At 62.0% G+C, this 26,218-nt stretch carries 15 protein-coding genes; 12 read left to right on the top strand and 3 right to left on the bottom strand.

Going from position 1 to position 26,218, the window contains the following annotated elements:
- Positions 1-70 precede the first annotated feature (70 nt).
- Both ISS99_RS04840 and ISS99_RS04835 read left to right on the top strand, forming a co-directional pair.
- On the top strand, positions 71-2,614 hold the full coding sequence (locus ISS99_RS04840) for a mechanosensitive ion channel family protein (RefSeq protein ID WP_204630455.1): 2,544 nt from the start codon (positions 71-73) through the stop codon (positions 2,612-2,614).
- A 37-nt stretch (positions 2,615-2,651) separates the two neighbouring features.
- Positions 2,652-3,518 (top strand): alpha/beta fold hydrolase, encoded by an 867-nt coding sequence (locus ISS99_RS04835; RefSeq protein WP_204630454.1) that lies wholly within the window; start codon positions 2,652-2,654, stop codon positions 3,516-3,518.
- Between the two features lie 270 nt (positions 3,519-3,788).
- On the opposite strand, the gene treF is transcribed toward ISS99_RS04835, so the two are convergent.
- The gene (gene treF / locus ISS99_RS04830; RefSeq protein ID WP_284343813.1) at positions 3,789-5,387 is read right to left on the bottom strand and encodes an alpha,alpha-trehalase TreF; all 1,599 of its coding nucleotides are present in this window, start codon (positions 5,385-5,387) and stop codon (positions 3,789-3,791) included.
- A 308-nt stretch (positions 5,388-5,695) separates the two neighbouring features.
- Between treF and ISS99_RS04825 the strand changes: the two genes are divergently transcribed.
- Positions 5,696-6,034, top strand: a complete 339-nt coding sequence (locus tag ISS99_RS04825; protein WP_204630452.1) for a DUF3247 family protein — start codon at positions 5,696-5,698, stop codon at positions 6,032-6,034.
- A 221-nt stretch (positions 6,035-6,255) separates the two neighbouring features.
- Positions 6,256-8,820: a beta-galactosidase GalA gene (gene galA / locus ISS99_RS04820; protein ID WP_204630451.1), complete on the top strand. Its 2,565-nt coding sequence runs from the start codon at positions 6,256-6,258 to the stop codon at positions 8,818-8,820.
- A 111-nt stretch (positions 8,821-8,931) separates the two neighbouring features.
- Here galA and ISS99_RS04815 read toward each other — a convergent pair whose 3' ends face one another.
- Together ISS99_RS04815 and ISS99_RS23625 are read right to left on the bottom strand one after the other, a co-directional pair.
- Positions 8,932-18,588, bottom strand: coding sequence for an autotransporter-associated beta strand repeat-containing protein (locus ISS99_RS04815; RefSeq protein WP_204630450.1), 9,657 nt, complete (start codon positions 18,586-18,588; stop codon positions 8,932-8,934).
- A 434-nt stretch (positions 18,589-19,022) separates the two neighbouring features.
- Positions 19,023-20,333: a DUF418 domain-containing protein gene (locus ISS99_RS23625; RefSeq protein WP_204630449.1), complete on the bottom strand. Its 1,311-nt coding sequence runs from the start codon at positions 20,331-20,333 to the stop codon at positions 19,023-19,025.
- Between the two features lie 985 nt (positions 20,334-21,318).
- On the opposite strand from ISS99_RS23625, the gene ISS99_RS04805 reads away from it, so the two are divergent.
- The 8 genes from ISS99_RS04805 (at position 21,319) to ISS99_RS04770 (ending at position 26,209) form a co-directional block, all read left to right on the top strand.
- Entirely contained in the window at positions 21,319-21,618 is a 300-nt protein-coding gene (locus ISS99_RS04805) for a hypothetical protein (protein WP_204630448.1), read from the top strand.
- A gap of 178 nt (positions 21,619-21,796) precedes the next feature.
- A complete protein-coding gene (locus ISS99_RS04800; protein ID WP_204630447.1) occupies positions 21,797-22,222 on the top strand; it encodes a hypothetical protein in 426 nt (141 codons plus the stop codon).
- A gap of 359 nt (positions 22,223-22,581) precedes the next feature.
- Positions 22,582-22,878, top strand: a complete 297-nt coding sequence (locus tag ISS99_RS04795; protein ID WP_204630446.1) for a hypothetical protein — start codon at positions 22,582-22,584, stop codon at positions 22,876-22,878.
- A gap of 58 nt (positions 22,879-22,936) precedes the next feature.
- On the top strand, positions 22,937-23,446 hold the full coding sequence (locus tag ISS99_RS04790; protein WP_204630445.1) for a hypothetical protein: 510 nt from the start codon (positions 22,937-22,939) through the stop codon (positions 23,444-23,446).
- 1 nt (position 23,447) lies between these two features.
- Positions 23,448-23,654: a hypothetical protein gene (locus ISS99_RS04785; RefSeq protein WP_204630444.1), complete on the top strand. Its 207-nt coding sequence runs from the start codon at positions 23,448-23,450 to the stop codon at positions 23,652-23,654.
- A gap of 90 nt (positions 23,655-23,744) precedes the next feature.
- Positions 23,745-23,963, top strand: a complete 219-nt coding sequence (locus tag ISS99_RS04780; protein WP_204630443.1) for a hypothetical protein — start codon at positions 23,745-23,747, stop codon at positions 23,961-23,963.
- Positions 23,964-24,065: 102 nt separating this feature from the next.
- The gene (locus ISS99_RS04775) at positions 24,066-25,037 is read left to right on the top strand and encodes a CE1 family esterase (RefSeq protein WP_204630442.1); all 972 of its coding nucleotides are present in this window, start codon (positions 24,066-24,068) and stop codon (positions 25,035-25,037) included.
- A gap of 32 nt (positions 25,038-25,069) precedes the next feature.
- Entirely contained in the window at positions 25,070-26,209 is a 1,140-nt protein-coding gene (locus tag ISS99_RS04770; protein ID WP_204630441.1) for a S41 family peptidase, read from the top strand.
- The last annotated feature ends 9 nt before the right edge of the window (positions 26,210-26,218 follow it).

The raw sequence follows: 26,218 nt of genomic DNA, 5'->3' as shown, positions 1-26,218 counted from the left end.
TTCCAGAACCAAGCACGTATTGAGCAGATTTAAGTCGGCACCGCAAATGAGAGCAAGCATGGCGCCAAGCATGCGTCGTGCCGTCGTGATTCTGATGTGTCTGTCCGTCGCGTTCGTGCCGCTGAAAGCGGCGATGGCGCACGTGGACGTGCCGATCGACGTGGCGGCGAGCGCAAACACACCGTTCGCTGCGGCAGCAAGCGCGCCGTACGCGCCCGAGCAAGCCGCCGGCCCGGCGGTCAAAGGTCCATCGCCTGCTGCGGCAACGGCAGCAGCGGCGAAAAGCGCCCCGCCCACTGCCAATAAACCGGTGCAAGGACCGTTGCAGGCCAATGGCTTGATTGCGCGTACGCTGCATCAGGTCGATCGCTGGGCCAGCGGCCTCGGTGCGCAATTCAATGAACTTACCAAGGTCCTGCTCGGCCTGATCGTGTTGCTGGCACGATCTGGGGGGCGCATCAGCGACACCCACCGTCAGCTTCTGCTCCACGCGACCACTGCACTGGTGGGGAGTTTCGTTGCCGGACTGGCAGCGGAGTGGCTACTGCACCGAGCGCTTCGTCATCCTTTGCAGTGGCTCGCCCAGCGCGCGGACAAGCGCGAAGAGCAGGCTGCCGCGGAGGATGCCCGCCGCGACCGCGATGCGGCGCACAGGGCAGAGCAGGAAAGGCGACGCCAGGCGGCACAGGCGGTGCATGCCGATGCCGCGGCGGGTACGCGACCCAGGCGTGCGGACGTCGCGCTCGTTGCCGTGCAGCACAACGGCGTGCAACGGGTGGAGGAGGTACTGGTAGGAAAGCGCAATACCGATAGCGATACGGCGATCGACCATCAGGACCAAAGCGATCAGCCCGCCGCGGAGGAAATCCCGCTGCCGAGCCACCGGGGTCCCGCCAGATACATGCATGCGTTGCGCCGCATGATGCACGCGCTGTTTGCCTGGGTTTTGGATCTGCTCCCGCTGGCCTTGTTTCTGCTGGTGTCGGCGCTGGTGCTGCACGGGCTGTCGGCCGGCGATCAGCAGGTCTATGCCGTCACCGGTTGCTTCGTGAATGCCTATGTCACCACGCGCGTGGTCATGGCTACGCTCCGGTTGTTCCTGTCGCCGGCGAGCAGCAGCATGCGCGTGGTGCGGATAACGGCTGGCAGCGCGCGCATCCTGCAGCACTGGGGGCGCGGCATCGTGGCGTTGATTGCGTTTGGCATCGCGGTCGGCAACACGGCGCAGATGCTGGGGGTGTCGGCGGAAGGGCGCATGGCCTTCATCAAGCTGATCTCATTGTTTGTACACGTGGCCGCCGCGCTGCTGGTGTTTCGTTTGCGGCGGCCGGCGCGGCGCGCCATCGCGGCGGCACCTGGGGCAACCGGCACGCTGGCCACTTTGCGCAACGGCTTGGCGCGCGCGTGGCTTCCTGCGGCGGTGGTACTCATCATGGGTGCCTGGGTGGTCTGGGCGCTGGGCGTGGAAGACGGCTTTCCGAAGCTCATCCACTTCATGGTGGTGACGGCGGCCATCGTCGTCGCGTCGCGCGTCGCGACCATCCTGCTGCAGGGCTTGCTGGGGCGCTTTTTTCACCTCGATCCTGCCGCATCCAAGGACGGCGCGTCGAATGCGCGCGCGCGGCTCACGCGCACCTATTTTCCGCTGGTCAAGGGCCTGGTTTCCGTCACGGTTACCGTCTGTGCGCTGCTGGCGCTGTTTCAGGCTTGGGGCCTGGATGCGCTGGACTGGTTTTCGCGCGGCGCGATCGGCCGCGGCCTGATGTCGGCGGCGGTGACTATCCTGGTGGCGACCGTTGTTGCGGTGTCGATCTGGGAAGGCTCCAGCGTGGCGATCGAGCGCCGCATCGATCTGTGGACCGAACGTGGCGACAGGCTGCGTGCCGCGCGCCTGCGTACGTTGTTGCCCATGCTGCGCACCGGCCTGTTTATCGGCGTGGTACTGGTAGTGGGGTTGACCGCGCTCAACGAAATCGGCGTCAACACCACGCCCTTGCTGGCCAGCGCGAGCATCGTCGGCGTCGCGCTCGGTTTCGGCTCGCAGAAGCTGGTGCAGGATTTCATCACCGGGATGTTCCTGTTGATGGAAAACGCCATGCAGGTGGGTGACTGGGTTACCGTCGCGGGCGTATCGGGCACGGTCGAGAATCTTTCCGTGCGCACCGTGCGACTGCGCGGCGGCGACGGTTCGCTGTACACGGTGCCATTCAGTTCCGTCACCACCGTCAACAACACCCATCGCGGGCTTGGCAATGCATCGGTTTCCGTAAGCGTGACGCAGGAGATCGACATCGAACGGGCCATCGAAGAGCTCAAGAGCATCGGCGCGGAGCTGCGCGACGATTCGGCCTATCGCAAGCTGATCCTGAAAGACATGGAAGTGTGGGGCGTCGATGCCATGGACGGCTCCAAGATCACCCTGATCGGCCAGATGCAATGTACCGACGACGGCAGATGGGGTGTGCAGCGCGAGATCAATGCACGGATCATCAAGCGATTCCGCGAAAAGAGCATCGAACTGGCCAATCCGCGCACCAGCTTTTTACTGACGCCTGATGCCTTGCGGCCGCCGTCGCCATCGGGTGAGGAGTCCGGGCAGTCCGCCAATTCTTGAGCAAAAAGTCAGTAGCACACAGGCAGGAGAGCAAACCATGAGCAAGCTGGACGTTGAAGTCGACACACTCGATCGACACGTGGAACTTTTTTACGAAGATGCCGGATATGGTTTTCCGGTGGTGCTGAGTCATGGCTGGCCATTCGACCACGGAACGTGGGAAGAGCAGCGGGCGGCCTTGCTCGACAAGGGGTGCCGCGTCATCACCTATGACCGGCGCGGGTTTGGCGCATCGTCCCGGCCGCAGGGTTCCTACGACTACAACCGGTTTGCGGACGATCTTGCCGTCTTGCTTCAACATCTGGATCTGCGTGACGTGACCCTGGTGGGCTTTTCCATGGGAGTGGGTGAAATCGTCCGCTACATGGTGCGTCACCTCGGCCAGCGCGTGAGCCGGCTGGCCCTGGTGAGCAGCATCGTGCCGTCGTTGCGGCGTTCGGCGGACAACGCCGATGGCCTCGACGAACTGGTGTTTCTGCGCATGGCCGCCGATATCCGCAGCGACCGGTATGAGTTTGCGTCGCGCTTTACCGACCTGCTGTTCGAAGGGGATCGCGAGTCCACTGTCAGCGAGGCGCAGAAGCGCTGGATTCAGTCGCAGATCAACGACGCATCGACCGAAGCCCTGCTGGCCTGCATCCAGTTGTTCCAGGAGGCCGACTTCACCAGCGAATTGCAAAACATCCACGTGCCGACCCTGGTCGTGCACGGTACCGGCGATCGCATCGCCCCGATCGCCGCCACCGGCGCGCGCCTGGCCCAAATGCTGCCGGTCTGCGTCTACGAGGCATACCAGGACGCGCCTCACGGATTGTTCGCCACGCACGCGGAGCAACTCAGCGCGAACCTGCTGGAGCTGGTGCGAACACCGCCAACCGTTACCTTGCCGGCCGCGACGGCGTAATGTGATGCGCAGCATTCCCGTCAACGATCTGTGGGTGACGGTAACGGCAGTGGCGATTCGCGGATGCGGTGCTGCGCGCTGGCGCGGACAGTGGAGTGTCTACCTGCGTCGCGAGGCAGTGCAGGGAATAGTCGCGCCGCCACTCGCCAGGGGAGAAACCGACCTCTATGCACGGGAAGAGAATGCTTATCTTTTTGCCGGAGCGGAAGGGGTCGAGGCGGCGCGCAAGATGAGTTCTGGTTGCCCTTCCTCTGCAAGCGGAGGAGGGGGTCAAGATGCCGATGCAGCCCGCGCGTGATTGGCATGGTGCCTGGGGCGTTCGTGCAAAAGCCTGCGCGTCACGCCATTGGTCCAGCCAAAACCATCCTGCAGCGGATACTCGCCGCCGCCACCGCCAACGGCGCCGTCGGGCAGCAGATCCAGGACATATTTCTCCACCAGCTTGCTCTCGCGCTGGTAGAGGCTGCTGACCGTGCACAGCCAGCGGTGTGCGATGTCCTCGGACAGATCGATGTAACCATAACGTCGCAGTCCGCCGATGCATAGCCATTGCAAGGGGGCAAAGCCATTGGGCTTGTCCCATTGCTGTCCGCTTTGCACTTCAGTGGTATCGATGCCGCCGCCGCGCAGCAGCCGCTCGCGCAGGGCATGGCTGACGCGCAGCGCCTGTTGCTTGCTCGCGTGTTGCACATACAAGGGAGTCGCTGTGGCGGCATTCAGTGCGACGCGCGGGGCCCTGCGCTGCCAGTCATAGTCCAGGTAAGCGCCGGTCTGCTCATTCCACAACACGCGGTCGATGGCTTCGTGGCGGGCCTGATGGCGACGCTCGAACAGCGCAGCCTGTTCCGATAGTCCGGCACGCCGGCTGAGAAAGGCGATCTGCTGTTCCAGCTTCCACAATAGGCTATTGAGGTCGACAGGGATGATCGACGTGGTTCGAATGGTGGGCAGGCCGCCGTCGTCGCACCAGCGCGAACTGAAATCCCAGCCGGAAGCCGCGGCTGCACGCAGGTCGCGGTAAACCTCAGTGGGCGGACGATGGGGGGCTCCCTTGGCGGTGAGTACGTCTTCCAGATGCGATTCCTCGCGCGGCGTATCGCGATCGTCCCAATAGCGATTGAGCAGGCTGCCGTCATCCAGCCGCACGACGCTGCGGAAGGCATGGCCGGGTTCGAGCTCCTCGGCGCCATCCATCCACCACGCGTATTCCTTGCACAGCTGCGGCAAGTAGCGGATGGCTTCGCATACTTCGTGCTTCTCGAACAGTTCGATCATCAGCGCGAAAACCGGCGGCTGCGAACGGCTAAGGTAGTAGGACCGATTCCCGTTCGGAATGTGGCCGTAGGTGTCGATCAGGTAGGCGAAGTTGCCAGCCATCGATGTCAGCAGGTCGTGCCGGCCGCCTTCGAAGAGGCCGAGCATGGCGAAATAGGAATCCCAGTAATACAGCTCCGCAAAGCGGCCGCCCGGCACGACATAGTCGTTTGGAAGCGTCAGCAGCGAAGAGTACGGCGGATGCTTGTGCGGCTGCCGCGTCAAGGTGTCCCACAGCCCGTCGATGTGTTCGCGCAAGGGTTGTCCCGGCACGGATACATAATGGCTGGCGTGGATCGTTATCTCGTCGAAGTGAGCGCGCACGAACTTGGAAAGGCAGAATCCTGCCTTGCCGCATTGATGGCGGTATTCATCGAGGATCTGGCCGGGTTCGTGTTTTGGAGCGCAGTCGACAAACGTCTTGCTGTCCGGAAAGACACGGCTGAGTTGCACGGCTTCGAAGAGTTCCTGGTAGCAATCGGCCGGTGTTGGCACATGGGGGCTGCGCGCTTCCCGATCGGCATTCACCGTGGCTGCTGTGTCTTCAGAGCTCACCAATTCATCCTCCTGAACCATTGCACCTGCATCGACGATACGTCGCCCTTTAGATGTTAACGCACGCCAAAAGCGATTTTGTGTGGCGAGGGTGAATGACCGAACGATGAAGCGAACCGCGGATGCTCCTCGTGGCGCATTCGACAGTCATGATTCGACCACGCGTCGTTAACCTGCGTCGTGTCATGGATGATTGGAAATTTTCGTGACACCAGGGAGAGAGATGTGTTTCGTGCGTTTTTACCGCAGTTCCGTAATTCCGCGACTGGCAATCGCACTTTATTCGCCGTTATCGGCGCCGGCCGTCGATGACCATCGTCAGCAACAGGAAGGCCGCCATGGGACAAATCGCCAATCGTGTTTGTGTGCATGCCGAAGATATTCGTCGCCTGGAAAAATGGGTGGAGGAACTCGCAGTCAATGCGCGTGTCTCCGTCCGGCTTGAAAATCACGGCACCGTGGAAGGTATTGTCGCGGTGACGCCCAATGTCCAGGTATTCCGTGACCCGCAAGGACAGGAGGGCATCAATGGCGTGGTAAAACTGATCGATACGCGCGATCCGGGTCAGAGCGCGCTGGTGTGGCTGAGCGATATCGAAGCGGTGAGCCACCTCGATTCGGTGCGAATGGGTTCGAGCAAGGCGTAGTTCGCATCGTGCTGCGCTGGCCGGCCGCTGCGCCAGGATGGTAGGCGGAGCATCGCGTGGATCGGCGCCCCAGGCCTCGCTCGGCTTCGTCCCCATCGCTGGCGCAAGAACACGCGATTTTCACGTACGAACGGGATTTTGCTCCGTCTAAATGGCGAGGCGGTACGCTGCGGGTGACACTACGCTTTTACCCAAATGCCAAAAAAAGGCCGCCCGCCCTCATGGTTGATATCACTCGCCGTACCTTCGTCATTTCTGGAGCCGGTTTGCTTGGCGCCAGTCTTTTGCCGCGCGCCGCGTGGGCCGGCAGCATGCTGTCGGCCGGAGCGCAGCCAGCGCTTCCTTCGCTGCCCGAGGACGCAGCGCTCGCACCGCGCGAGCAGTTGCTGTTCGATTTCGGCTGGCGTTTTGCGTTCGGTAATGGCGCCGATCCCAGCAAGGATTTTGGCTACGGTTTCGGCCAGAGCGATTTCTCCAAGACCGGCACATTCAAAATCGCCACACCCGCGTTCGACGATGCCAGCTGGCACGAGCGCGACTTGCCGCACGACTGGGCGGTGGAGCTGCCGTTTGTGCACGATGACAGCGGCGACGACGACACTCGCTTGACCTCGCATGGCTACAAGCCGCTCGGGCGGCGCTTTCCGGCCACCAGCGTGGGCTGGTATCGACGCGTGTTCGACATACCGGCAAGCGATAGCGGGCGGCGCATCTGGATCGAGTTCGACGGCGCGATGCGCGACATCGTGTTGTTCGTCAACGGCTGCTTCATCGGCCGGCACGACGACGGCTACAGCCCGTTTCGTTTCGACCTTACCGATTTTCTCAACTACGGCGGCAAGAATGTGGTGGCGCTGCGCGTCGACGCCAGTTTCGGCGATGGTTGGTTTTACGAAGGCGCCGGCATCTATCGCCACGTCTGGTTGACCAAGATGGACCCGGTGCACCTGGGTAAATGGGAAAGCGTGGTGCGCTCGGTCGTCAAAGACCAGGCAGCCACGCTGAGCCTCGCCACGATCGTCGAGAACGAAGGCGAACAGCCGGTCCAGGCTTCGATCGAATGGACCATCGTCGATGCCAGTGGCCGTACCGTGGCCCAGGCGACATCGCCCGCACAATCGATAGCTGCGGGTTCGCCGAGCCACTATCAGGCCGCTGCGGATATCGGCAATCCCGCACTGTGGTCGCCCGATGAACCGCATCTCTACACCGTCGTGGTCAAGGTCGTGGTCGACAACGCGGTACGCGATGCCGAAAGCGTTCCGTTCGGTATCCGCACGGCGCTCTTCGATCCCGATCGCGGGTTCTTCCTCAACGGCAAACCGCTGAAGATCCAGGGCACCTGCAATCACCAGGATCACGCCGGCGTCGGCTCGGCCTTGCCCGACCGGCTGCAGTCATTCCGCGTCGCGGTGTTGCAAGGCATGGGCTGCAACGCCGTGCGTACCTCGCACAACATGCCTACCCCGGAATGGGTCGCCGCGTGCGATCGCATGGGCATGCTGATGATGTGCGAAACCCGCCAGATGAGTTCCAACCCCAGCGGCCTGCATCAGCTCGAACTGATGGTGAAGCGCTATCGCAACGCCCCCTCGATCATCATCTGGTCGATCGGCAACGAAGAATGGGCGCTGCAGGAAGGCGACATGGCGAAAGAGGGCGCCCGCATCGCCGCGACCATGGTCGAGCATTGCCACGCACTCGATCCCACCCGTGTCGTCTCGGCCGCGGTCAACGGCAACAACGAGCAGGGCGTATCCGACTCGCTCGACATCATCGGCTTCAACTATCACCTGGATTATCCCGACGCCTTCCACGCCAAACATCCCAAACGTGCTGTGTTCGGTTCGGAAACCTCCAGCGCGATCGCCACGCGCGGCGAATATAAAACCGATAAAAGCAAAAACACGGTCAGCAGCTACGACGGCGTCGTGCCCTGGGGCGAGTCGCCCGAGCAGTGGTGGACGTTCTACGGCACTCGCGACTGGCTGGCCGGCGGATTCGCCTGGACCGGCTTCGACTATCGCGGCGAGCCCACGCCCTACGGCTGGCCTTCCGTCAGCTCGCAATTCGGTATCGCCGATCTCTGCGGTTTTCCCAAGGACTATTACTACTATTACAAAGCCTGGTGGACGAAGGCGCCCAGTCTCCACGTGTTTCCGCACTGGAACTGGCAAGGCAGGGAAGGGCAGGACATTCCCGTGTGGGTCTACACCAACCTCGACGAGGTGGAACTGCTGCTCAACGGCAAGAGCCTGGGCATCAAGCAAGTGCCTCGCCTTGGCCACGTGCAGTGGAACGTGGCTTACGCGCCCGGCGTGATCGAGGCACGCGGCCGCCGCAACGGCCAGACGGTGCTGACCGAGCGGCGCGAGACCACTGGTGCGGGCCAAAAGCTGCGCCTCAGCGCGGACCGTTCGGAGATCGACGCCGATGGACAGGACGTGGCAATAATCACCGTGGAAATTCTGGACGAGCACCATCGGCCCGTGCCTACCGCGAACAACGCGATTGCGTTCCGCATCACCGGCGCAGGCAAGCTGATCGGCGTCGGCAACGGCGACCCCAATTGCCAGGAGAGCGACAAGGCGCCGAAGCGGTCGTTGTTCAATGGACTGGCGCAAGTCATCGTGCAATCGACTCGCGACGCCGGCGTTATTCACATCGAAGCCGTAGGGGACGAATCGACACCGTCTTCGATAGGTGCGAGTTCGTTATCGATCAAGACCAGGAAAGTTTCGCCCAGGCCGATCGTGGCGGAAGTCTCTTCAAAAGGCGCCGTGTGACGGCCGACGGGCCGACCCTTGCAGGGGCCGGCCCGCGTGGTGAGTGGTATCAACTGCCGCAGAAGGTGTAAGAACGCTTCTTTGGCGCAAGGTGTGCAACGTTTCGCGGACTTATCGCACCGGTTGCGTCGACGGCTGAATTGACGACGCCAGCGCAGGGGCGGGCAGATGTTGAGCTGCTTCGCCCAAGGTTTCGCTTGCCGACGGCTTGTCAAAGGACCAGCGGAACCCGAGGTTCGCGGCGTTGCTGGTCGCATGGGTCGCCGTGTCGACGCTGTAATAGGCAAACAGGCTGGCTTGCGGCGTAAGGTCGAAGCTCGCGCCCAGCGCCGCCTGCCAATGGTTGCGCGCAGGCTGCATGCCACCCACGCTGAAGCCTGCGTCGGGAGCGCCCTCGAACGCGGCGTTGAGCGTGGTGGCCTGATCGCTCGATCCATGCAGGTAACGCACCACCAGCACCGGATGGAACTGCGTGCCATTGGGGTTTTTGACGAAGTCGCCGATGAAGCGCGCACCTGGGCCATACTGGAAATTGTGCGCGCGGCTGCCACCGACGCTCAGATCGGCATCGCCGGCACCTTGCTCGTTGAAACCGTCGTAGCTGACCCGCGTGTAGTAGACGCCGAAGAACGGCTCGAGGCGCCACTGATCGAAACGGATGCGATAGCCGCCTTCCATGGCGCCATTGATCGCGGTGCCGTCGTAGCGTGCATCCGCAATGGGCCGGTAATTCCCCACCTCGATCTGCCGCGTGCTGCTTGCATGCAGCCAGCTATAGGAAAGGACCGTATCGGCCCACCACTGTTCGGTGTTGTCGAACGACGCATGCAGGCCGGCCGAATATTGATGCGTGTTGATCTGATCGTCCGGCTGGCTCAGCAAGGTTTGCGAGGTGGCGAAATTGCCATTGGCGCCGATGCGGAAGTAGGAGTCGACCGGCGCATCCACGCCGACGATCAGGCCATGCACGCGGTAATCGGTCTGGTCCGTGTTGAAGGTGCCGTTGAAGCGGGCCGAATCGATATAAGGCTCCGCCCAGGCGCCGGCACTTTGCTCGCCCGAGTCGCGCGCCAGCATCAGGCGGTACAACACCGTGTTCAGATACTGGGTTTGCCCGGCCAATGCCGCCTGTGGCGCGGACGCATAGATTTCACCGCTCAGGCTGTCGAACGCGGGAACGACCTGGGTTGCCGTCAGGCCGCGTGCGTAGCTGAGCAAGGTCGAGAGGTTCGGGGAGCTGGTGGCGATGGTTTGCAGCGCCGTCGCCATGCTGAATTGATTGGCGTTAAGCCCCGGGTATTGATTGAACGGTACGCCGGTACCACTGCCGCTGTTGCTGCTACCGCCACCGGTATTGCCCGTACTGCCACCGGATGTCGAACTCGGTTGCGACAAGGTCAGCAGAACCGTATCGCCCTGCGTTTTCACGCTGGTGTTGAGGAACGGCAGCACCGTTTGCGACAGCGCGGAATAGTTGCCGGTCACGCCGCCGTTTGCGTTGATGATGGTGTAGGTCGTGCTGGCCGCATAAGTGCCAGCCGAGGGTTGCACTACCAGCACGCCGCCGAGTGTGGCCGCGCCGTTCACCAGGATGTGATCGCTGATGCCGCTGCTATTGGCGCGAATCTGCGTGGTCGATCCCGCATCGCTGACCAGTCCGCCCACGGTCAGTGTCGTGCCGGGCGCGCCGCTGCCTGCCGCCGCGCCGCCGGCGCCGTTGATGCCGCTTGGCGCCAGCGTGCCTTGCATCGTCACCGTGCCGGAAATGCTGCCGCCGCCGATCAAGGCGCCGCTGCCGGCGATCGTTGCCGGGCCGACCAGGTTGCCGTTCACCACCAGATTGGCGGCGCCGATATTCGTGCCGCCGGTGAAGGTGGCGGTGGCGCCTTGCGCAATCGTCAGCGTGCCTGCCGCAACGTCGAGATCGTCGATGCTCACGAACGAAGACGCCGGCAAGGTGCCAGTGCCGTTGCCGGTGATCGTGATCGAGGTGCCGCCGCCCGGGTCGGCTACCGTGCCCGTTATGTCGGCGAGATTGGCGTAGCTGATATTCACGTTGCTGCCGGTCGTCACATTGAGGTTGCCGGCCATCGGGCCGTTCACCGTGACGTTGCTGTTGGCGCCATTGAAATTGACGGTCGCGCCCGCGCCGACGGTCACGTTGCCGGCATACGCCGATGTCGCATTCAAGATGCCGCCATCGACCGCGAGGCCGCCGCCGAAGCCGGCCAGCGAACCACCCAGCGTGGCGGTGCCGCTGCCTTGCTTGGTGACGATACCGCTGCCGGAGAGGCTGCCGTTCAAGCTGAGCGCTTGGGTGCCTTGCAGCGTTACGCCGTTCGCACCCACGCTGACGCTGTTGGCCAGCGTCGTCGTGGTGTCGGCCTGCAAGGCCGCGCCATTGATCGACAAGGCGCCCGTACCCAGCGCACTGTCGTTGCCGACCACCAGGCTGCCGCCGTTGATCGTCGTGCCACCGGTGAAGCTGTTGGAACCGTTCAACGTCAACGTATCGCCGCCGTTCTTCACGAGGCTGCCGCTGCCGGATATCGCGCCGTTCAACGTCAATGGCTGACTGCCTGCTTCGGTCAGTGTGGCGTTCAATGTGACGTTGTTCGCAATGCTTACCGGCGCCGTTGCACCGAGCGTCGCGGCCGTCGTCACCGCCAGCGCCCCCGTACCCAGGGCCTGGCCGCTGCCCAGTTGCAGGTTGCCGCCTTGTAGTGTCGTGCCGCCGCCGTAGGTGTTGGCGCCGCTGAGCGTCACTACCGACGCACCGTTTATCGCAAGGCTGCCCGCACCGGAAATAACGCCGCTCAAGCCGACGTTGCCGCCGTTTGCGGAAAGCGTCAGCGTAGCGTTCGTATTCAAGGCCACGTCATTGGCCAGGTTGGCTGCCGTGCTCGGAACTAGCGATACCGCCGCATTCACGGTCAAGGTGCCACTGCCCAGGCCGCTGCTGTTGTCCAATTGCAGTGCGCCGCCGTTGGCCGTGATGCCACCGCTGAAGCTGTTGTTGCCGTTCAAGCTCAACGTGATGCTGCCATCCTCGACCAGGCTGCCCGCGCCGGAGATTGTGCCGCCGAGCGTCACCGAGCCGCCTGCACCGGGCAGCGTGAGTGTGGCTCCCGCATTGAGGCTCACGTCGTTGGACAGATTCAACGTCGTGGTGCCGTCGAGCGACGCATTTGCCGTCACCGTCAGTGCGCCGGTGCCCAAGGCGTTGTCATTGCCGAGCACCAGTCCGCCGGCATTGAGCGTGGTGCCGGCGGTGAATGTGTCGTTGCCGCTCAGGGTCTGGATGCCGCTGCCATTCTTGACCAGCCCGCCCGAGCCGCTGATGGTGCCGCCGAAAGTCTGATTGCTTGCGTCGCCGAAACCGAGTGAGTTGGCGCCGAGGTTGATCGAGCCGCCGGTGCCCGACAGCGCGCCGATGGTTTGGTTGCTGCTCGCGGCGGAAATATCCAAGGTGGCGCCGCTGCCCAACACCACCGCGCCGGTGGCTGCAAGACTGCCGCCGGTGCCAAGCGCCAGCGTGCCCGCGTTGATGCTCGTGCCGCCGGTATAGGTGTTCGCGCCGCTCAGGGTCAGCGTTGCGCTGCCGTCCTTGCTCAGGCTGCCGGCGCCGGCGATCGTGCCGGCCAAGGTCAAGGTCTGGCTGCCCAGCACATCCAGCGAATCGCCCGCGCCGAGGTTCACATTGTTTGCAAGCGTTACTGCAGTGTTTGTATCGAGCGTGACCGCGCCGCCGACATTCAATGCACCCGTACCCAGCGCCGCAGCGTTGCCGACCACCAGTCCGCCGGCGTTGAGCGCGACGCCGCCACCGAACGTATTCGCACCGCCGAGCGTCTGCACGCCGCTGCCGTTCTTGATGATGCCGCCCGAACCGCTGATCGTGCCGCCGAAGCTGGTGTTGCCCACACCGTTCAAGGTCAGCGTGTTGCCGCCGAGCGTGACGTTGCCGGTGGTGCCCGCCAGCGAACCGATGCTCTGGTTGCTGCCAGCAGCGGAAATATCCAGCGTCCCCGGACCGCTCAAGGTGACCGCGCCCGTGGAGGCAAGACTGCCGCCATTGCCGATCGCCAACGTGCCATCGGTGATCGTGGTGCCGCCGGTGAAGCTGTCTGCACCGGTGAGGGTGAGCGTGGCCGCGCCGGCTTTGCTCAGGCTGCCGGTGCCGGTGATCACGCCAGCCAGCGTCATCGCATTGGAGCCCAGCACCGTCAGTCCGGCGTTGCCGTTGAGCACGATGCCGTTTGCAACGTTGATCGCGGTATCGGCATCCAATGTCGCCGCACCGTTCACGCTCATCGCGCCGGTGCCCAGCGCATTGTTGTTGCCAAGGATCAATCCACCCGCATTGAGCACCGTGCCGCCGCTGAATGTGCTGGCGCCATTCAGGGTCTGCACGCCGGCGCCGTTCTTGATCACGCTGCCGGTGTTGACGATCGCGCCGCTGAAGCTGCCGGTGCCGGTGACATTCAAGGTCAACGCTTTGCTGCCCAGGGTGACGGTGCTGCCAGCCACGCCATTCAATGCACCGATGGTCTGGCTATTGCCCAAGGAGATATCGAAGCCCGTGCCGGCTGCGGCGAGCGTCACCGCGCCGCTGGACGACAGGCTGCCGGTTCCGCCGATCGCCAGCGTGCCCGCGTCGATCGTGGTGCCGCCGGTGTAGGTGTTGTTGCCGGTCAAGTATTCAGTGCCGATGCCCTGCTTGATCAATCCGCCGGTACCAGCGATCGATCCGCTGAACACCCCGATGGTCGGGCCGCCGACCACAATGTTGTCCGCACCCAGATTCACCGCGCCGCCGCCGGTCAAGGTGCCGACGCTTTGCGTCCCGTTGCCCGCGGAAAGATCCAGCGTGGCGCCGATGGCGACGTTGACCGTGCCTGTGCTCACCAGGCTGGCGTTCGCACCCAGCGCCAGCGTGCCCGAGTTGATGAAGGTACCGCCGGTGTAGGTGTTCGCGCCGTTCAAGGTCAGTATCGCCGAGCCGTCCTTGACCAGGCTGCCGGTGCCCGACAGCACGCCGTTCAAGGTCAGCGCATTGCTGCCTTCGACCGTCAGCACGTCATTGAGGGTGACGTTGTTGTTGAGCGTGACGGCGGTATCCGAATCCAGCGTGGCATTGCCGCCGAGGGTCAATACACCGGTGCCGAGCGCGCTGTCGTTGCCGACGATCAGGCCGCCGGCATTGAGCGCCACGCCGCCGCCAAACGTGTTGGCGCCATCCAGCGTCTGCACGCCGGCGCCGTTCTTGATCAAGCCGCCAGCGCCGCTGATCACGCCGCCGAAATCGGTATTGCCTACGCCATTGAGCGTGAGCGTGTTGCCGCCGAGATTGACGTTGCCGGAGGCGCCGCCCAACGAGCCGATGGTCTGGTTGTTGCCGGCGGAAATATCCAGCGTGCCGCTGCCGCTCAGGTTCACTGCACCCGTCGAGGACAGGCTGCCGCCGACACCCAGCGCCAGGGTGCCGGAAAGGATCGACGTGCCGCCGGTGAAGGTGTTGGCGTTGGTCAGCGTGAGTGTGGAGGAGCTGTTCACGGTGAGGCTGCCGCTGCCGGACATCACGCCGCTCAGCGTGAGTGCATTGCTGCCCTGCACGGTAAGCCCTGCGCCGGCGCCAAGCGTCACGTTGTTGGAGAGCGCGATGCCGTTGGCGCTTGCATCGAGCGTCACCGCGCCGTTGACGTTCAGTGCGCCACTGCCCAACGCGCCATTGTTGCCGACCACCAGGCCGCCCGCGTTGAACGCGGTGCCGCCGCTGAACGAGCTCGCGCCGTTCAAGGTCTGCGTGCCGGATCCGTTCTTGATCAGCCCGCCGGTGCCGGTGATCGTGCCGTAGAAGGTGGCGTTACCGATGCCGCCCAAGGTAAGCGAGCTTCCGCCCAGAACGACCGTGGTGCTCGTAGCGCCGCTCAACGAACCGATGGATTGACTGCCTGCCGCGGAGATGTCGAACGCCGCGCCGGGGTTGGCAAGGTTCACGCTGATGTTTCCGGCGAGGTCGCCGCCCACACCCATGGCCACAATGCCCTGGTAGATCGTGAGGCCACCGGTAAAGATGTTGACACCCGTCAACGTTTCGGTACCCGCTCCCTGTTTGATCAACCCGCCCGTGCCACTGATCGTGCCACCGAACGCGAGACTGCTGACGCCGCCGAAGGTGAGCGTGTTGCTGCCCAGCAAGATGTCCGAGCCGTCGACACCCGTCAGGTCGCCGATGGTCTGATTGCTACCTGCACCCGAAATATCGAAGGTCGCGCCCAGGCCGGTCAGGCTGAGCGATCCGATCGGGGCAAGACTGCCATTGGCACCCAATGCCACCGTGCCGGCGTTGATCGTCAGCCCGCCGGTGAACGTGTCGGCGCCGTTCAGCGTCAGCGTCGCAGGGCCGTTCATGAGCAGGCTGCCGCCGCCGCTGATCGCACCACTCAGCGTGACGCTCTGCGTCGCGGGCAAGGACAGCACTTCACCGGCGCCCAGGATGATCTGATTGCTCAGCGTCAACGCATTCGAACCGCTCAGCGTCACGCTGCCGCCGACGCTCAAGGTGCCCGTACCCAGCGCAGCATCGTTGCCCAGCAGCAAGCTGCCGCCGGTGATCGTCAGGCCGCCGGAAAAGGTATTGGCATCATTCAAGGTGAGCGTGGACGCACCGTTCTTGATCAGGCCGCCCGCGCCGGCGATCGGACCATTGAACGTCACGTTCTGCGCGCCGGGCAGGGTCAGTGCAACGCTTAAAGCCAGATTGATCGGGTTGTTCAGCGTCAGTGCGACCGTGCCGTCCAGTGTCGCGTTGCCATTGACGTTCAACGCGCCGGTGCCCAGCCCGCCGCTATTGCCCAGCACCAAGCCACCCGCATCGAGGGTGACACCGCCGCTGAACGTGTTGGCGACATTCAAGGCGAGCGTGGCCGCGCCGCCCTTGATCAGGCTGCCTGCACCGGAAATCACACCGTCGAGGTAGAGTGTTTGCCCGCCCAGGAGATCCAGGCTGTCGCCGTTGCCGAGCGCGATGTTATTGGTGAGCGACGAGCCGCCGGTGACATCCAAGTTCACCGCGCCATTGACCGACAGCGTGCCCGTTCCCATGGCACTGTCATTGCCGAGCAGCAAACCGCCCGCATCCAGCTGGATGCCGCTGCCGAAAAGATTGAAGCCGCTCAACGTCTCGACACCGCTGCCAACTTTCACCAGCGAGCCACTGCCTTCGATCAGTCCGCCGAAGGCCTGGCTGGTGCCGTCGCCGAACGTCAGCGTGTGGTTGCCCAGGTTGACGACGCCTGTGCCCAGCAATTCGCCGATGGTCTGGTTGCCGCCCGCGCTGAGATCCAGCGTGCCCGGCGCCAAGTCCACGTTGATGCCGCTAGACAAGCTGCCCGCCGCACCCATCGCCACCGTGCCCGCGTCGATGGTCAAGTTGCCGATGAAGGTATTCGAACCGTTCAAGGTCACCGTCGTGGCGCCGGTCATCAGCAGGCTGCCGATGCCCGATACGCTCCCGTTGAACGTCATCGCGTTGCTGCCGGGGAGGGTGAGTACGGCGCCGCCAGAGAGGTTGATGTTGTTGCTGAGGCTGAGCACCGCCGATCCGGTCAGGCTTGCATTACCGGCCACGTTCAAGATGCCGGTGCCCAGTGCGCCGGGAGTGCCCATCGTCAGGGTGCCGCCGTTGAGCGTGATGCCGCCGCCAAAAGTATTGGCGCCGTTCAAGGTAAGCGACGATGCGCCGTCCTTGATCAGGCTGCCGGTGCCGGAAATCGTGCCGTTGAAGGTGAGCGCTTGCCCGCCGAGCAGATCCAGGGTATCGCCGGTGCCCAGCGACACATTGTTGGCGAGCGCCAATGCCGACGTTCCATCCAGCTTCACCGCGCCGCCGACGCTCAAGGTGCCGGAGCCCAGCGAAGCGTTGTTGCCAAGCAGAAGCTCGCCCGCATCCAGCGCCACGCCGCCGCTGAACGCACTGGCGCCACCCATGGTCTGGATGCCGGAGCCGAGCTTGACCAGGCCGCCGGTTCCGCTGAAGGTGCCGTTGAACAGGGTATCGCCGAGACCGTTGAGCGTGAGCGTGTGCGCCCCAAGGTTTACCGTACCGCCAGCGCCAGCCAGCGAGCCGATGCTCTGATTGCCGCCCAGCGATATATCCAGCGTGCTTCCGGTGGCGAGGGTGACTGCGCCCGTCGGCGAAAGCGAACCGCCCGTGTCGACCGCCAGCGTGCCGCTATTGACCAATAACGCTCCGCTGAGGCTGTCCGGGCCGTCGAACGTAAGCGTACCGCTGCCGTTCCAGCTCAAGCTGCCGACACCGGACAAAAAGCCGCTGAGCGTAAGCGGGTTGCTGCCGGACAGGGAAAGCGTGCCGGTGTTGATCGTGATGTTATTGGCCAGCGTCAAGCTGCTCGTCGTGTTCAGCGAGGCGCTTCCATTCACCGACAACGTGCCGGTACCCAGTGAAGTCGCCTGGCCGAGCACCAGGCCGCCTGTATCGACGTTGACGCCGCCGGTGAACGAATTGGCCGCGCCCAGCGTGATCGGCGCGATATCGTCGAGGGTCAACGAGCCACTGCCGCTGATCGCGCCATTCAAGCCGAAGGAATTGGTGCCTTCCAGGTCAAGACCGCCGTTGAGCGTAATGTTGTTCGCCAGCGACAAGCCGGCAGTCGATGCCTGGATGCCGCCGCCGTTGACCGTCAGCGCGCCACTGCCAAATACGCCGGCAGTGTTGAAGCCGGCGAGGCCGTCATTGATCGTCGCGCTGCCGCTGACCAGGTTGCCTTGCAGATTCCACGTGCCGCTGTTGACGGTGAGCAGTTGAAAATGCAGGTATTCGCTGGCGCTGAGAGTAGTCACCGGGCCGCCCGTGCCCGATCCTGTGCCGACGGTGGAATTTTGCAATATCAGCGTGTTGCCGCTGCCGGTACCCGCATCCACCACGCCAGCGGCGGCAAAATTGACCGTCGACGTGCCGACGGGCATGGTGCTTGCGGTGGCGATGCCGGCACTGTTCACACTCGATCCGGAGATAGCCTCGAACGTATTGCCGCTGATCGAGTTGCCCAGGTAAATACTGCCGTTGACGGTGCCGGAGTTGATGAAGTTGTTGCCGAAGCCTGCGACGGTCGAACCGAGAAACCCGATGCGGCCGGTAATCGTGCCGCTGTTGTTGATGTTCATCTGGCCGCCGCCGTAGGCGACGATGGCCGGCGCATCGGCGGCGGTGCTGGTGCCGACGCCAAAGATATCCATGCCGATGTTGCCGTTGTTGTACAACACCGATGAACCGGCATTGTTCACGATCAGTGCCTGTCCGCCAAAGTTCATCAAATTGGCGAGATTCATCACGCCGTCGATGAAGCCGTCGGACTCGTTGGTAATGGAGATATTGGAGGCGCTGCCGTTGCCGAGCGCGGCGCCCGTTTCGTAGTTGCTCAGGCCGCCGTCGATGGACGGATCGATCTTGCCGTGGTTGTCCAGGTTGATGCCGGTGCCACTGAGCGTAAGGGCAGGGGTCGTGGCGCTGGATAGCACGCTGAGTACCGCCCCGTTTTGCACGTTGACGGTGACCCCGTTGATGCTGCTGGTAAAGGAGTTCGTAATGGAGCCGGAGGCGCAGGTGATCGTCGAGCCCGAGGTAGTGCACTGGGCCAGGGCGTTGCCGGTGGTCAGGGCAAAAACGATCGATGGAGCGAGGGCGAGAAAAATGCCTTTCGCCAGACGATTTTTACGAACGCCGTGCAAGCCACCCTGATACATAACAGCCTCTTGTCTCAATGGGCAAAGCGGTCATTGCGGCCGGCCCTGTGTTTTTCTCAAAAGCAACGCGAAAAACGGGTGCACGAACATCGGCCAGCACGAAACCGCCTGGAAAACGCCGATGCGTCCAAGTGCATAGGAGCTGCTTGCTCCCCGTTATCCCCGTTGTCCCCTGTTGCTATGCAAAACCAGGCCCCTGGCGGAAAGCGTTACTCGTCGTGGAGGGGCTGCTGACTATCATTGCACAACGGCGCCTTTCATACGCCTGCTTGCGGCAATTTAAAGTGTCAATGGTGTGCTTGTGGAAGACGCCGCGGCGGGTGGCTGGTTGCACCCGCGCTGCGATTAACATTTGCGATGGAAGTTTGCCCGATCACGATCCGCGAGCGCAGCCAGGCACAGGTTTTTGCGGTGAAAGGCTGCTGCGTATTTATTTACGCCAGACGCATGACAGGCCACTTCAGGTAAGTTACCCCCCGCCACAGCCACTCCACCGGCCCGAAGCGGAAGTGCTTGAACCACCATTGGCTGAAGCGGACTTGCGCCACGTAAAAAAGTACGGCCGCCAGCATGTTCCAGGCCGGCCCCACGCGTCCGTACAGCCCGGTAATGAGGCCGCTGTAAAGGCTCACGAAGAAAACCGACTGCGTAAGGTAGTTGGTCAATGCCATGCGCCCCATCGGCGCCAGCCAGGTGACGCGCGAGCGCCAACGCGGGTGGTAAAACAGCAATGCCAGGCCGGTGGCGTAGCCGCAACTCGCCAGCGGAGCGCTCGCTATGTTTGCCAGCGTGCTGATCAAGACCCATGGGGAGTCGGCATGTTGTGGCATGAGCCAATGATTCGCCACCACACAGGCTATTTGTGCAGCAAGCCCCAGCGGCAACGTCCACGCACAGACGCGCCGAAGTGTTGCCGTTCGCTCGGGCAGCGCCTGTACCCAACCCTTGCGCCACACGTACAGGCCCGCCAGAAACAGGGGCAGGCTCGATATCGCCATGATCGGTATGAGGGGAGCCAACCACGCAAGCCATATGTGTCCGTTTTCCTGCACCAGGCTGGACAGATTGGCGTGTGCATAGGTGTCGATGACTTGCCGAGTCTTCGCCAGGTCGGGTGTCGAGGTGTCAAATCCGGCCAGCCAATGAAGTGCGGCGACGTGGAAATGTTTGGCGATCCAGGTGCCGATCACCAGCAATGGTGATATCGCCCACAAGATGATCGCCAGGATCAATATGGCCTTGGGTGTCGCCTTGCGGAACCAGAACAGAAAGAAACCGCCGAGCGCGTACGGCAGCAGGATGTCGCCGCTCCAGATAACGGCGCCGTGCACGAGACCGAACAGTGCCAGAGCACCAAGTCGGCGCAGATAGAACCACGGAAAGCTAACGCTGCGTGCCTGGGCGCGCGTCATTTGAATCGCAAAACCCAATCCGAAAAGAAAGGCGAACGTCGTATAAGCCTTGCCTGAGACAAAGGCATCCAATAGCGCCTGCATCCAAACGTCGTGCCGTGCCGGGAAGATTTTTTCCGACGTGTCGTAGAGCGACAGCGGCAAATTGAAACCGCGCATATTCGCTGCCAGCACGCCGAACAGCGCGCAACCGCGCAATGCATCGATAAAGACGATCCGCTCGTCCTCCTGCACCGGTCCCGTGCCGGAAGCGTTCGTGATTGCGTCTATATCCTCTTTGCGCCCTTTGGCAACTTCGCCCAGAACGTCGGCACTGCCATCCGATGTAGTCACTCGCCCCCCGAAGGTGAACACCCTAGTTCACCGCCGGGAACCATACCTCAGCTCAACGAGAAATGGATGGGCCATCCGTCCCGAGCGTTGCTCCATCTCCCCTCCGGGGAGCGGGCTGGGGTGAGGGGCCAATCTTGCGCGACGCTGCGCTAGTGCGAGAGCAAAAATCACTCGCGCCACGCAAGCAAATACCTCTTCGCAAGCCCCGACCCCTCACCCCAACCCTCTCCCCGGAGGGGAGAGGGAGCACGTCGCGCGACACGTGGGTCAATCTCGCACAACACCACATCAAGGCGAGCGTTGCTCCCTCTCCCCTTCGGGGAGCGGGCTGGGGTGAGGGGCCACTCTTGCGCGACGCTGCGTTACTGCGAGAGCAAAAATCACTCGCGCCACGCAAGCAAATACCTCTTCGCAAGCCCGACCCTTCACCCCAACCCTCTCCCCGGAGGGGAGAGGGAGCACGTCGCGCGAGATAAACCGTAGCGCTTTATCAGCTTCTACTGACAGCGCACCAAAGGCAGGCAGCGCGACAATGGAAACGTCGGGCGAGCCTCCGCAGATGAGAACCGCGTCGCCCGACAAGCAGTGAAGAGCGCGGATCGCATGGACTGGCATCCACACGACCCGCTAACCACCATTAACTTAGAGAGATAGTTAATCATGGCTACGCCCGATGATACGTCACGCGCCCACGCGCGTCCTCGCTCCCGAGCACCCCTCCCGTATTTCTTCACCACCGTAAGGCTGATGCGATGTCGGGCCATCAGGGCGTCCGACTGATCCGGTCAGTCCATTCCGATTAGTCGTGCAGGATTTTTCCTGCAAGCCCTTCACGCCGTACGCAATGTACGGCGTGATCTAACCGCGTGGAGAAAATCATGAACCCTTCGACGCACTCCAGTGCGCGCGGCCTTCTATTGCCCGAAGCCAATCGTTCGTTCCTCAAACCAGCAACGCATACATCGATCACCGCAAGGAATCACCCATGAAGAAGCGCGCCCAAGGTGCCTGGGTCACCCTCAATGCCAGCTACTACTGCGCCCCGGTCTGCCACCCCGGAAAATTTCTCGACGACGCCAGCCTGCTGCTGGAAGGCGCACGCGGCATCACCCAAAGTCTCGCCGATCTGTTGAGCCAGGACGTGGACATCAACCCCGACGATCTCGCCAAGGCCCTGTGGGCCGTTTCCCTGTTGATGGAGATGGGGCAGAGCAGTGCGGAGGTGGCGCACGGGCGGATTCGACGCATGCGGAAAGAGATTCGTGAGGTTGAGGATGGGAAATGAGTCGATGGCTTGGCTCTGCCGGTATGACGAATGACACGCCTTTGCCCAAAATACGTTCGATGTAGCATTGAATTCTGGGCTGCTGAGCCGCGCATAATGTCGCATGTAGGGTCAGTGGGCGATTTCAGTTCTCAGCCTAAATAGCCGGCGTTTTACAATCCAAGGCGGGAGAGGCGTCATGCGATGGACAAAAATCATAGGCTTGCTGGTCGCGGGGGCAGTCATTGGCGGCGTGGTGGCTGGCTACGCAGTCTTCGAGTACATGGAGCGGTGGGGTATCGATTGGAATAAATGGGCTTCTTCGCAATACGACGAGCAAAAGGCCGGCGATGCGCTGGGCACAGTGGCTGCATTGAGTGATATTCGCGCGGGCAAGATCGAAGATGCCCGTCGCGTGCTCGAATGGAGATTGACCAGCGAAATCCCGGAATTGGTCGGTGCAGAGAAAGCGGGCCTCGATCCCCGAGGCGATACGTCCAGGGCCCTTTCTGCGATCAGGGAATATAGACGGGCGAATCCTTGGACCAGCGGGAATCAGAAACTGGACAAACTTACGTCTGATGCTCTGAATGGCGTAGCTGGCCCCGCGGACAAGGTGCGCTAGCCAGACAGAATGACGGCCTTTGGCGGCTTTTTAAGTCGATCAACGCAACACCTTGCGAAGCCGATATTCAGTTGTTTTCAAAAGGATCTTCCCGCTAACATCTGTCCGTGGCATCAGCGATTCGTTTGATGCCCTAGGGGGAGCAATGGGTGATCAGCAGGTCGCATCCGGGTGCGGCGCCATGGACGCGTCCGTCACGCGCCAACACGATGTGGCGCACGAGTCCGGTGCACGCTGCAACGCTGCATTGCCTCAAGAAGATGTATGCAAATAGCACCTTGGCAGACGGATATTTGGTCTGACTCACAGCTGCTTTGAGCTTGGAAGTGGCAATCTTATTTGCGATGGATCGGCGGTCTATGGCGTACTTCCAGGTTTTGCTCTGTGGTAGCGGCGTTTTGCTTGCGTCTAGCAGTGGCGGGGATCCTGTGATCGGCTTCTATGCGACTCGGTTTGTTAGAGCCGCAAATAGTGAGTTGGCAGAGCAGCTGGCAAAAGAGTCGGTGTTGTCGGAGTGGCGTCCGGGCGGCCTCTATTCGGATGCCAACAAGGGCGGCATTCCTTTATTGATCACGGACAGCGTGGCTTCGGTAAGCCTGCTTACCGGCATACGAAAGCGTCGTGCCAAGGGATATACGTTCTATCTGAGTGACTAGCAGTCTCAGTCGTCTCTCGCGAAGGTTTTCAATTCGCTTTCAATTCGGGGAGGTGCACGTGATTCACGCCATGATCTTCGGAGCGCTAGGTCCGCTCTTGATGGGAGTTGTGTTCTATTTCGTGATGTGGGGCCGGCCCAGGGAAAAAGACCAGTCCGGGTATCCCGCCATGCGCTTTGTCGGCTCACCGTACGTAATACTGGTATGCGGCCTGGTGTTTACCGGATTTGGCGCCTTTCAGTGGTTCGTGCCACTCAATCACCACTACTCTGGAAATTTGGCCATGTTGTGTTATGCGCCGATTGCCCTTGGAGTGGTCTGTTTTCTCTTCTCCATCTACCTCGCCAGCTATCTTGCGGTGCTGACACCAGACGCCATCACGGTGAATCGGTGGCCCTTTGGGCGTACGGATTTCAGCCTCGGTCAGCTGGCATCGATCGAAGAAAAGGGGAAGCAGGCTTTTCTTCATTTCAAAGATGGCCGCAAGCTTTCGGTTACCTATATGCTTTCGGGAAGCCAAGATTTCATCAAATGCGTCGAGGATCGGCGCATACACAGGGATGCCTAGAATGAGAGCTTTCGACACACCAAAGCCACGCCGCTATCGCGCACTTTCAGGCGCCTACGCAGTCGGCGCCATGGCTTTTGCATGGCACGCATTTGAAGTATTCGGGATAGATAAGGTCGGCGTCGTCATTGCCTATGGTGTCGGGGCAGTTTGTTTCGCCACGATTTCTGCGGTTTTCCTGGTTTCGGCCAGAGCGAGGCATGGTTGATATCTGTTGCGCGCGGTCGCTCGCGCAGGCGAGCCACGTGTTGCTGCCTTTTAATTCGGACATCTGTGCAAAACAGCTGGGATACGTGACGTGACTAAACGTGATATCACTTTTCGTAAAGCCGTTGCTACTGCTGGCTGCGGCCTGGGAGGTGCGGTCTTGGGGGACGTGCTTGCGAAATTTGTAGTCCCCAAGTTCTTCGGGTCTGCGCCCTGGCTGCTTCCTGCAATGGTTGTCGGCATGCTTGCCATTTTCGTGGTGGCCGCTTTAACCGTCCCCTCCATCATTGGGGAGCGTCGCCGCACGTGATGTTTGGCAGCGTTGCGTGATCGCGGCACTGCGCGCGAACCGAAGCAGGCGTTGCTTGGCGCTCGCGAATCAGGTGAAGAAATCCGGATAGGGAGGTCCTTTGTGAGAAAGGTTTTGCGCATTGGCGGAATCGCGGTACTGACGTTCATCGCCATGATCGTGGCCATGGGATTTTATTTTCTCTATAGCCCGTTTCCGGTCGCACCGAAGCTCAGTCATTCAGCTCATCGCGAAATGATCGATGTGGGCGGTCGCCAGCGAAGCTTTCTGGCGTATGTGCCAGCGGACTTGCCGCCCGCGTCGCCTTTGGTCATCGTTCTGCACGGCTCGCTCATGGATGGGGCCTTGATGAGGCATTGGACCGGCTTTGAATTCGATCGCCTCGCCGATGAGCGCAAATTTGCCGTGCTCTATCCCGATGGCTACAAGCACAACTGGAACGACTGTCGAAAGAAGGCCACTTATCCGGCCAAGCTCGAAAATATCGATGATGTCGGCTTTCTCCAGGCCATGATTGCCCGTTTGAAGAGCGAGGCGGGGATCGACCCGAAACGGGTCTACCTGTTCGGCTATTCGAATGGCGGAAGCATGGCGATCCGCATGGCGCTGGAGCATCCCGATGAGGTGGCCGCCATCACCGCAGTCTCGGTAAGCCTGCCTGTGCCGGACGATTCGTCGTGTCCCACCGGCAAGCCTGCTCCGCCGGTGATGGTGATCGATGGGACGGACGATCCGATCAACCCATTCCATGGCGGCACGGTATCGCTGTTTGGTTTCGCCAGTCGTGGCCAGTCGCAACCGGCCATGCAGTCGGTGCAAACCTTCGCAGCCGGCGATGGCGTCACCTCGTCGCCCGTTACGGTTCGGCTGGAGCCGACCAGGCAAGGCGACCCCACCTGGGTCGAGCGCACGACCTGGTTGCAGCAAGGCATAGTTGTCGCCGAACTCGATGCCGTGCACGGTGGCGGGCACGTCGTTCCCCAACCTGCGTTTCGCTTTCCACGCTTGCTTGGGCGGACCACCAGTGCCATAGATGCCCCCCGGGCAGCGGTCGACTTCTATGGTGTGAAGTAGCCTTACGCACCGGCACGAAACGTGAATGGGTCGTGCTCGCCAAGCATTTACAACCAAACGTCAAGGAGATCGCAGTGTCTGCTTATCGATGTGTTCTCGTTTGCCTGATTTCGATGGTCTGCGCTGCCTCGGTCTATGCCCAGGACGACGCGGCGCATGCATCTCCGGTTACGGCATCGGAGCAGAAGGAAGTGGTCCAGGCGCTCGGCAAGCAGCTCAAGGCGAATTATGTCTTTGCCGACGTCGCAGCCAAAGTTGCAGCGGCCATGCATGACAGACTCGACAGCGGGGCCTATGCCAACGACAAAACGACGGACAGTTTTGCCAAGGCGCTGACTGGCGATCTGCACAAGTTCGGCAACGACCGGCATTTCATGGTGACGTACGACCCTACGTTCCAGCCGACACCGCCAGGGGATCGCCTTTCCAAGACGCAGATGGACGACGAGCGCAAGGAGGCGGACTACTATGCCGGCGGTTTCTTCAAGGTGGAACGATTGCCCGGCAATGTCGGCTATCTGGATTTGCGCGGATTCCTGTCTTCCGATTTCATTCCCGGCGCCTACGACTCCGCCATGACCTTGCTGGCCGGGACTGACGCATTGATCCTCGATCTGCGCCAGAACGGCGGCGGCGACCCGCAGTCTGTCGCAACGTTTCTCAGCTACTTTTTTGCTGCGGGCGACGATCGCCACCTCAATGACCTCTATTGGCGGTCCAACGATCGAACCCAGGAGTTCTGGACGGTTCCCGTGCAGGGGCCTCGTTATACCAAGCCGGTTTATGTGCTGATCTCGGCGGCGACGTTCTCCGGCGGCGAAGAATGTGCTTACGACTTCCAGACCCAGAAGCGCGCGACGCTGGTGGGCCAGACCACGGGCGGCGGCGCCAACCCCGGCGACATGTTCCCCCTTGGTCACGGCCTCCTTGCATTTATTCCCAACGGACGCGCGATCAACCCCATAACCAAGACAAACTGGGAACACGTAGGCGTAAAACCGGACGTTGCGGTGCCGGCAGCCGACGCCCAGAAAACAGCTTATGTGATGATCCTCAAGGCGCTGATGCCCAGTACAAAAGATCCCGGACAGCTGGACGAGCGCAAGCACGCACTGGAGTTGGCCGAAAAGGGCGAAGAGGAAAAGCCTGTTTATACAGCGCCGGAAGATTGATCGGATCCG

Source organism: Dyella mobilis (genome assembly GCF_016904945.1).
GTDB classification, from domain to species: domain Bacteria; phylum Pseudomonadota; class Gammaproteobacteria; order Xanthomonadales; family Rhodanobacteraceae; genus Dyella_B; species Dyella_B mobilis.
The sequence above is the reverse complement of the archived record's forward strand: the minus strand, read 5'-3'. Positions and strand labels throughout refer to the sequence as shown.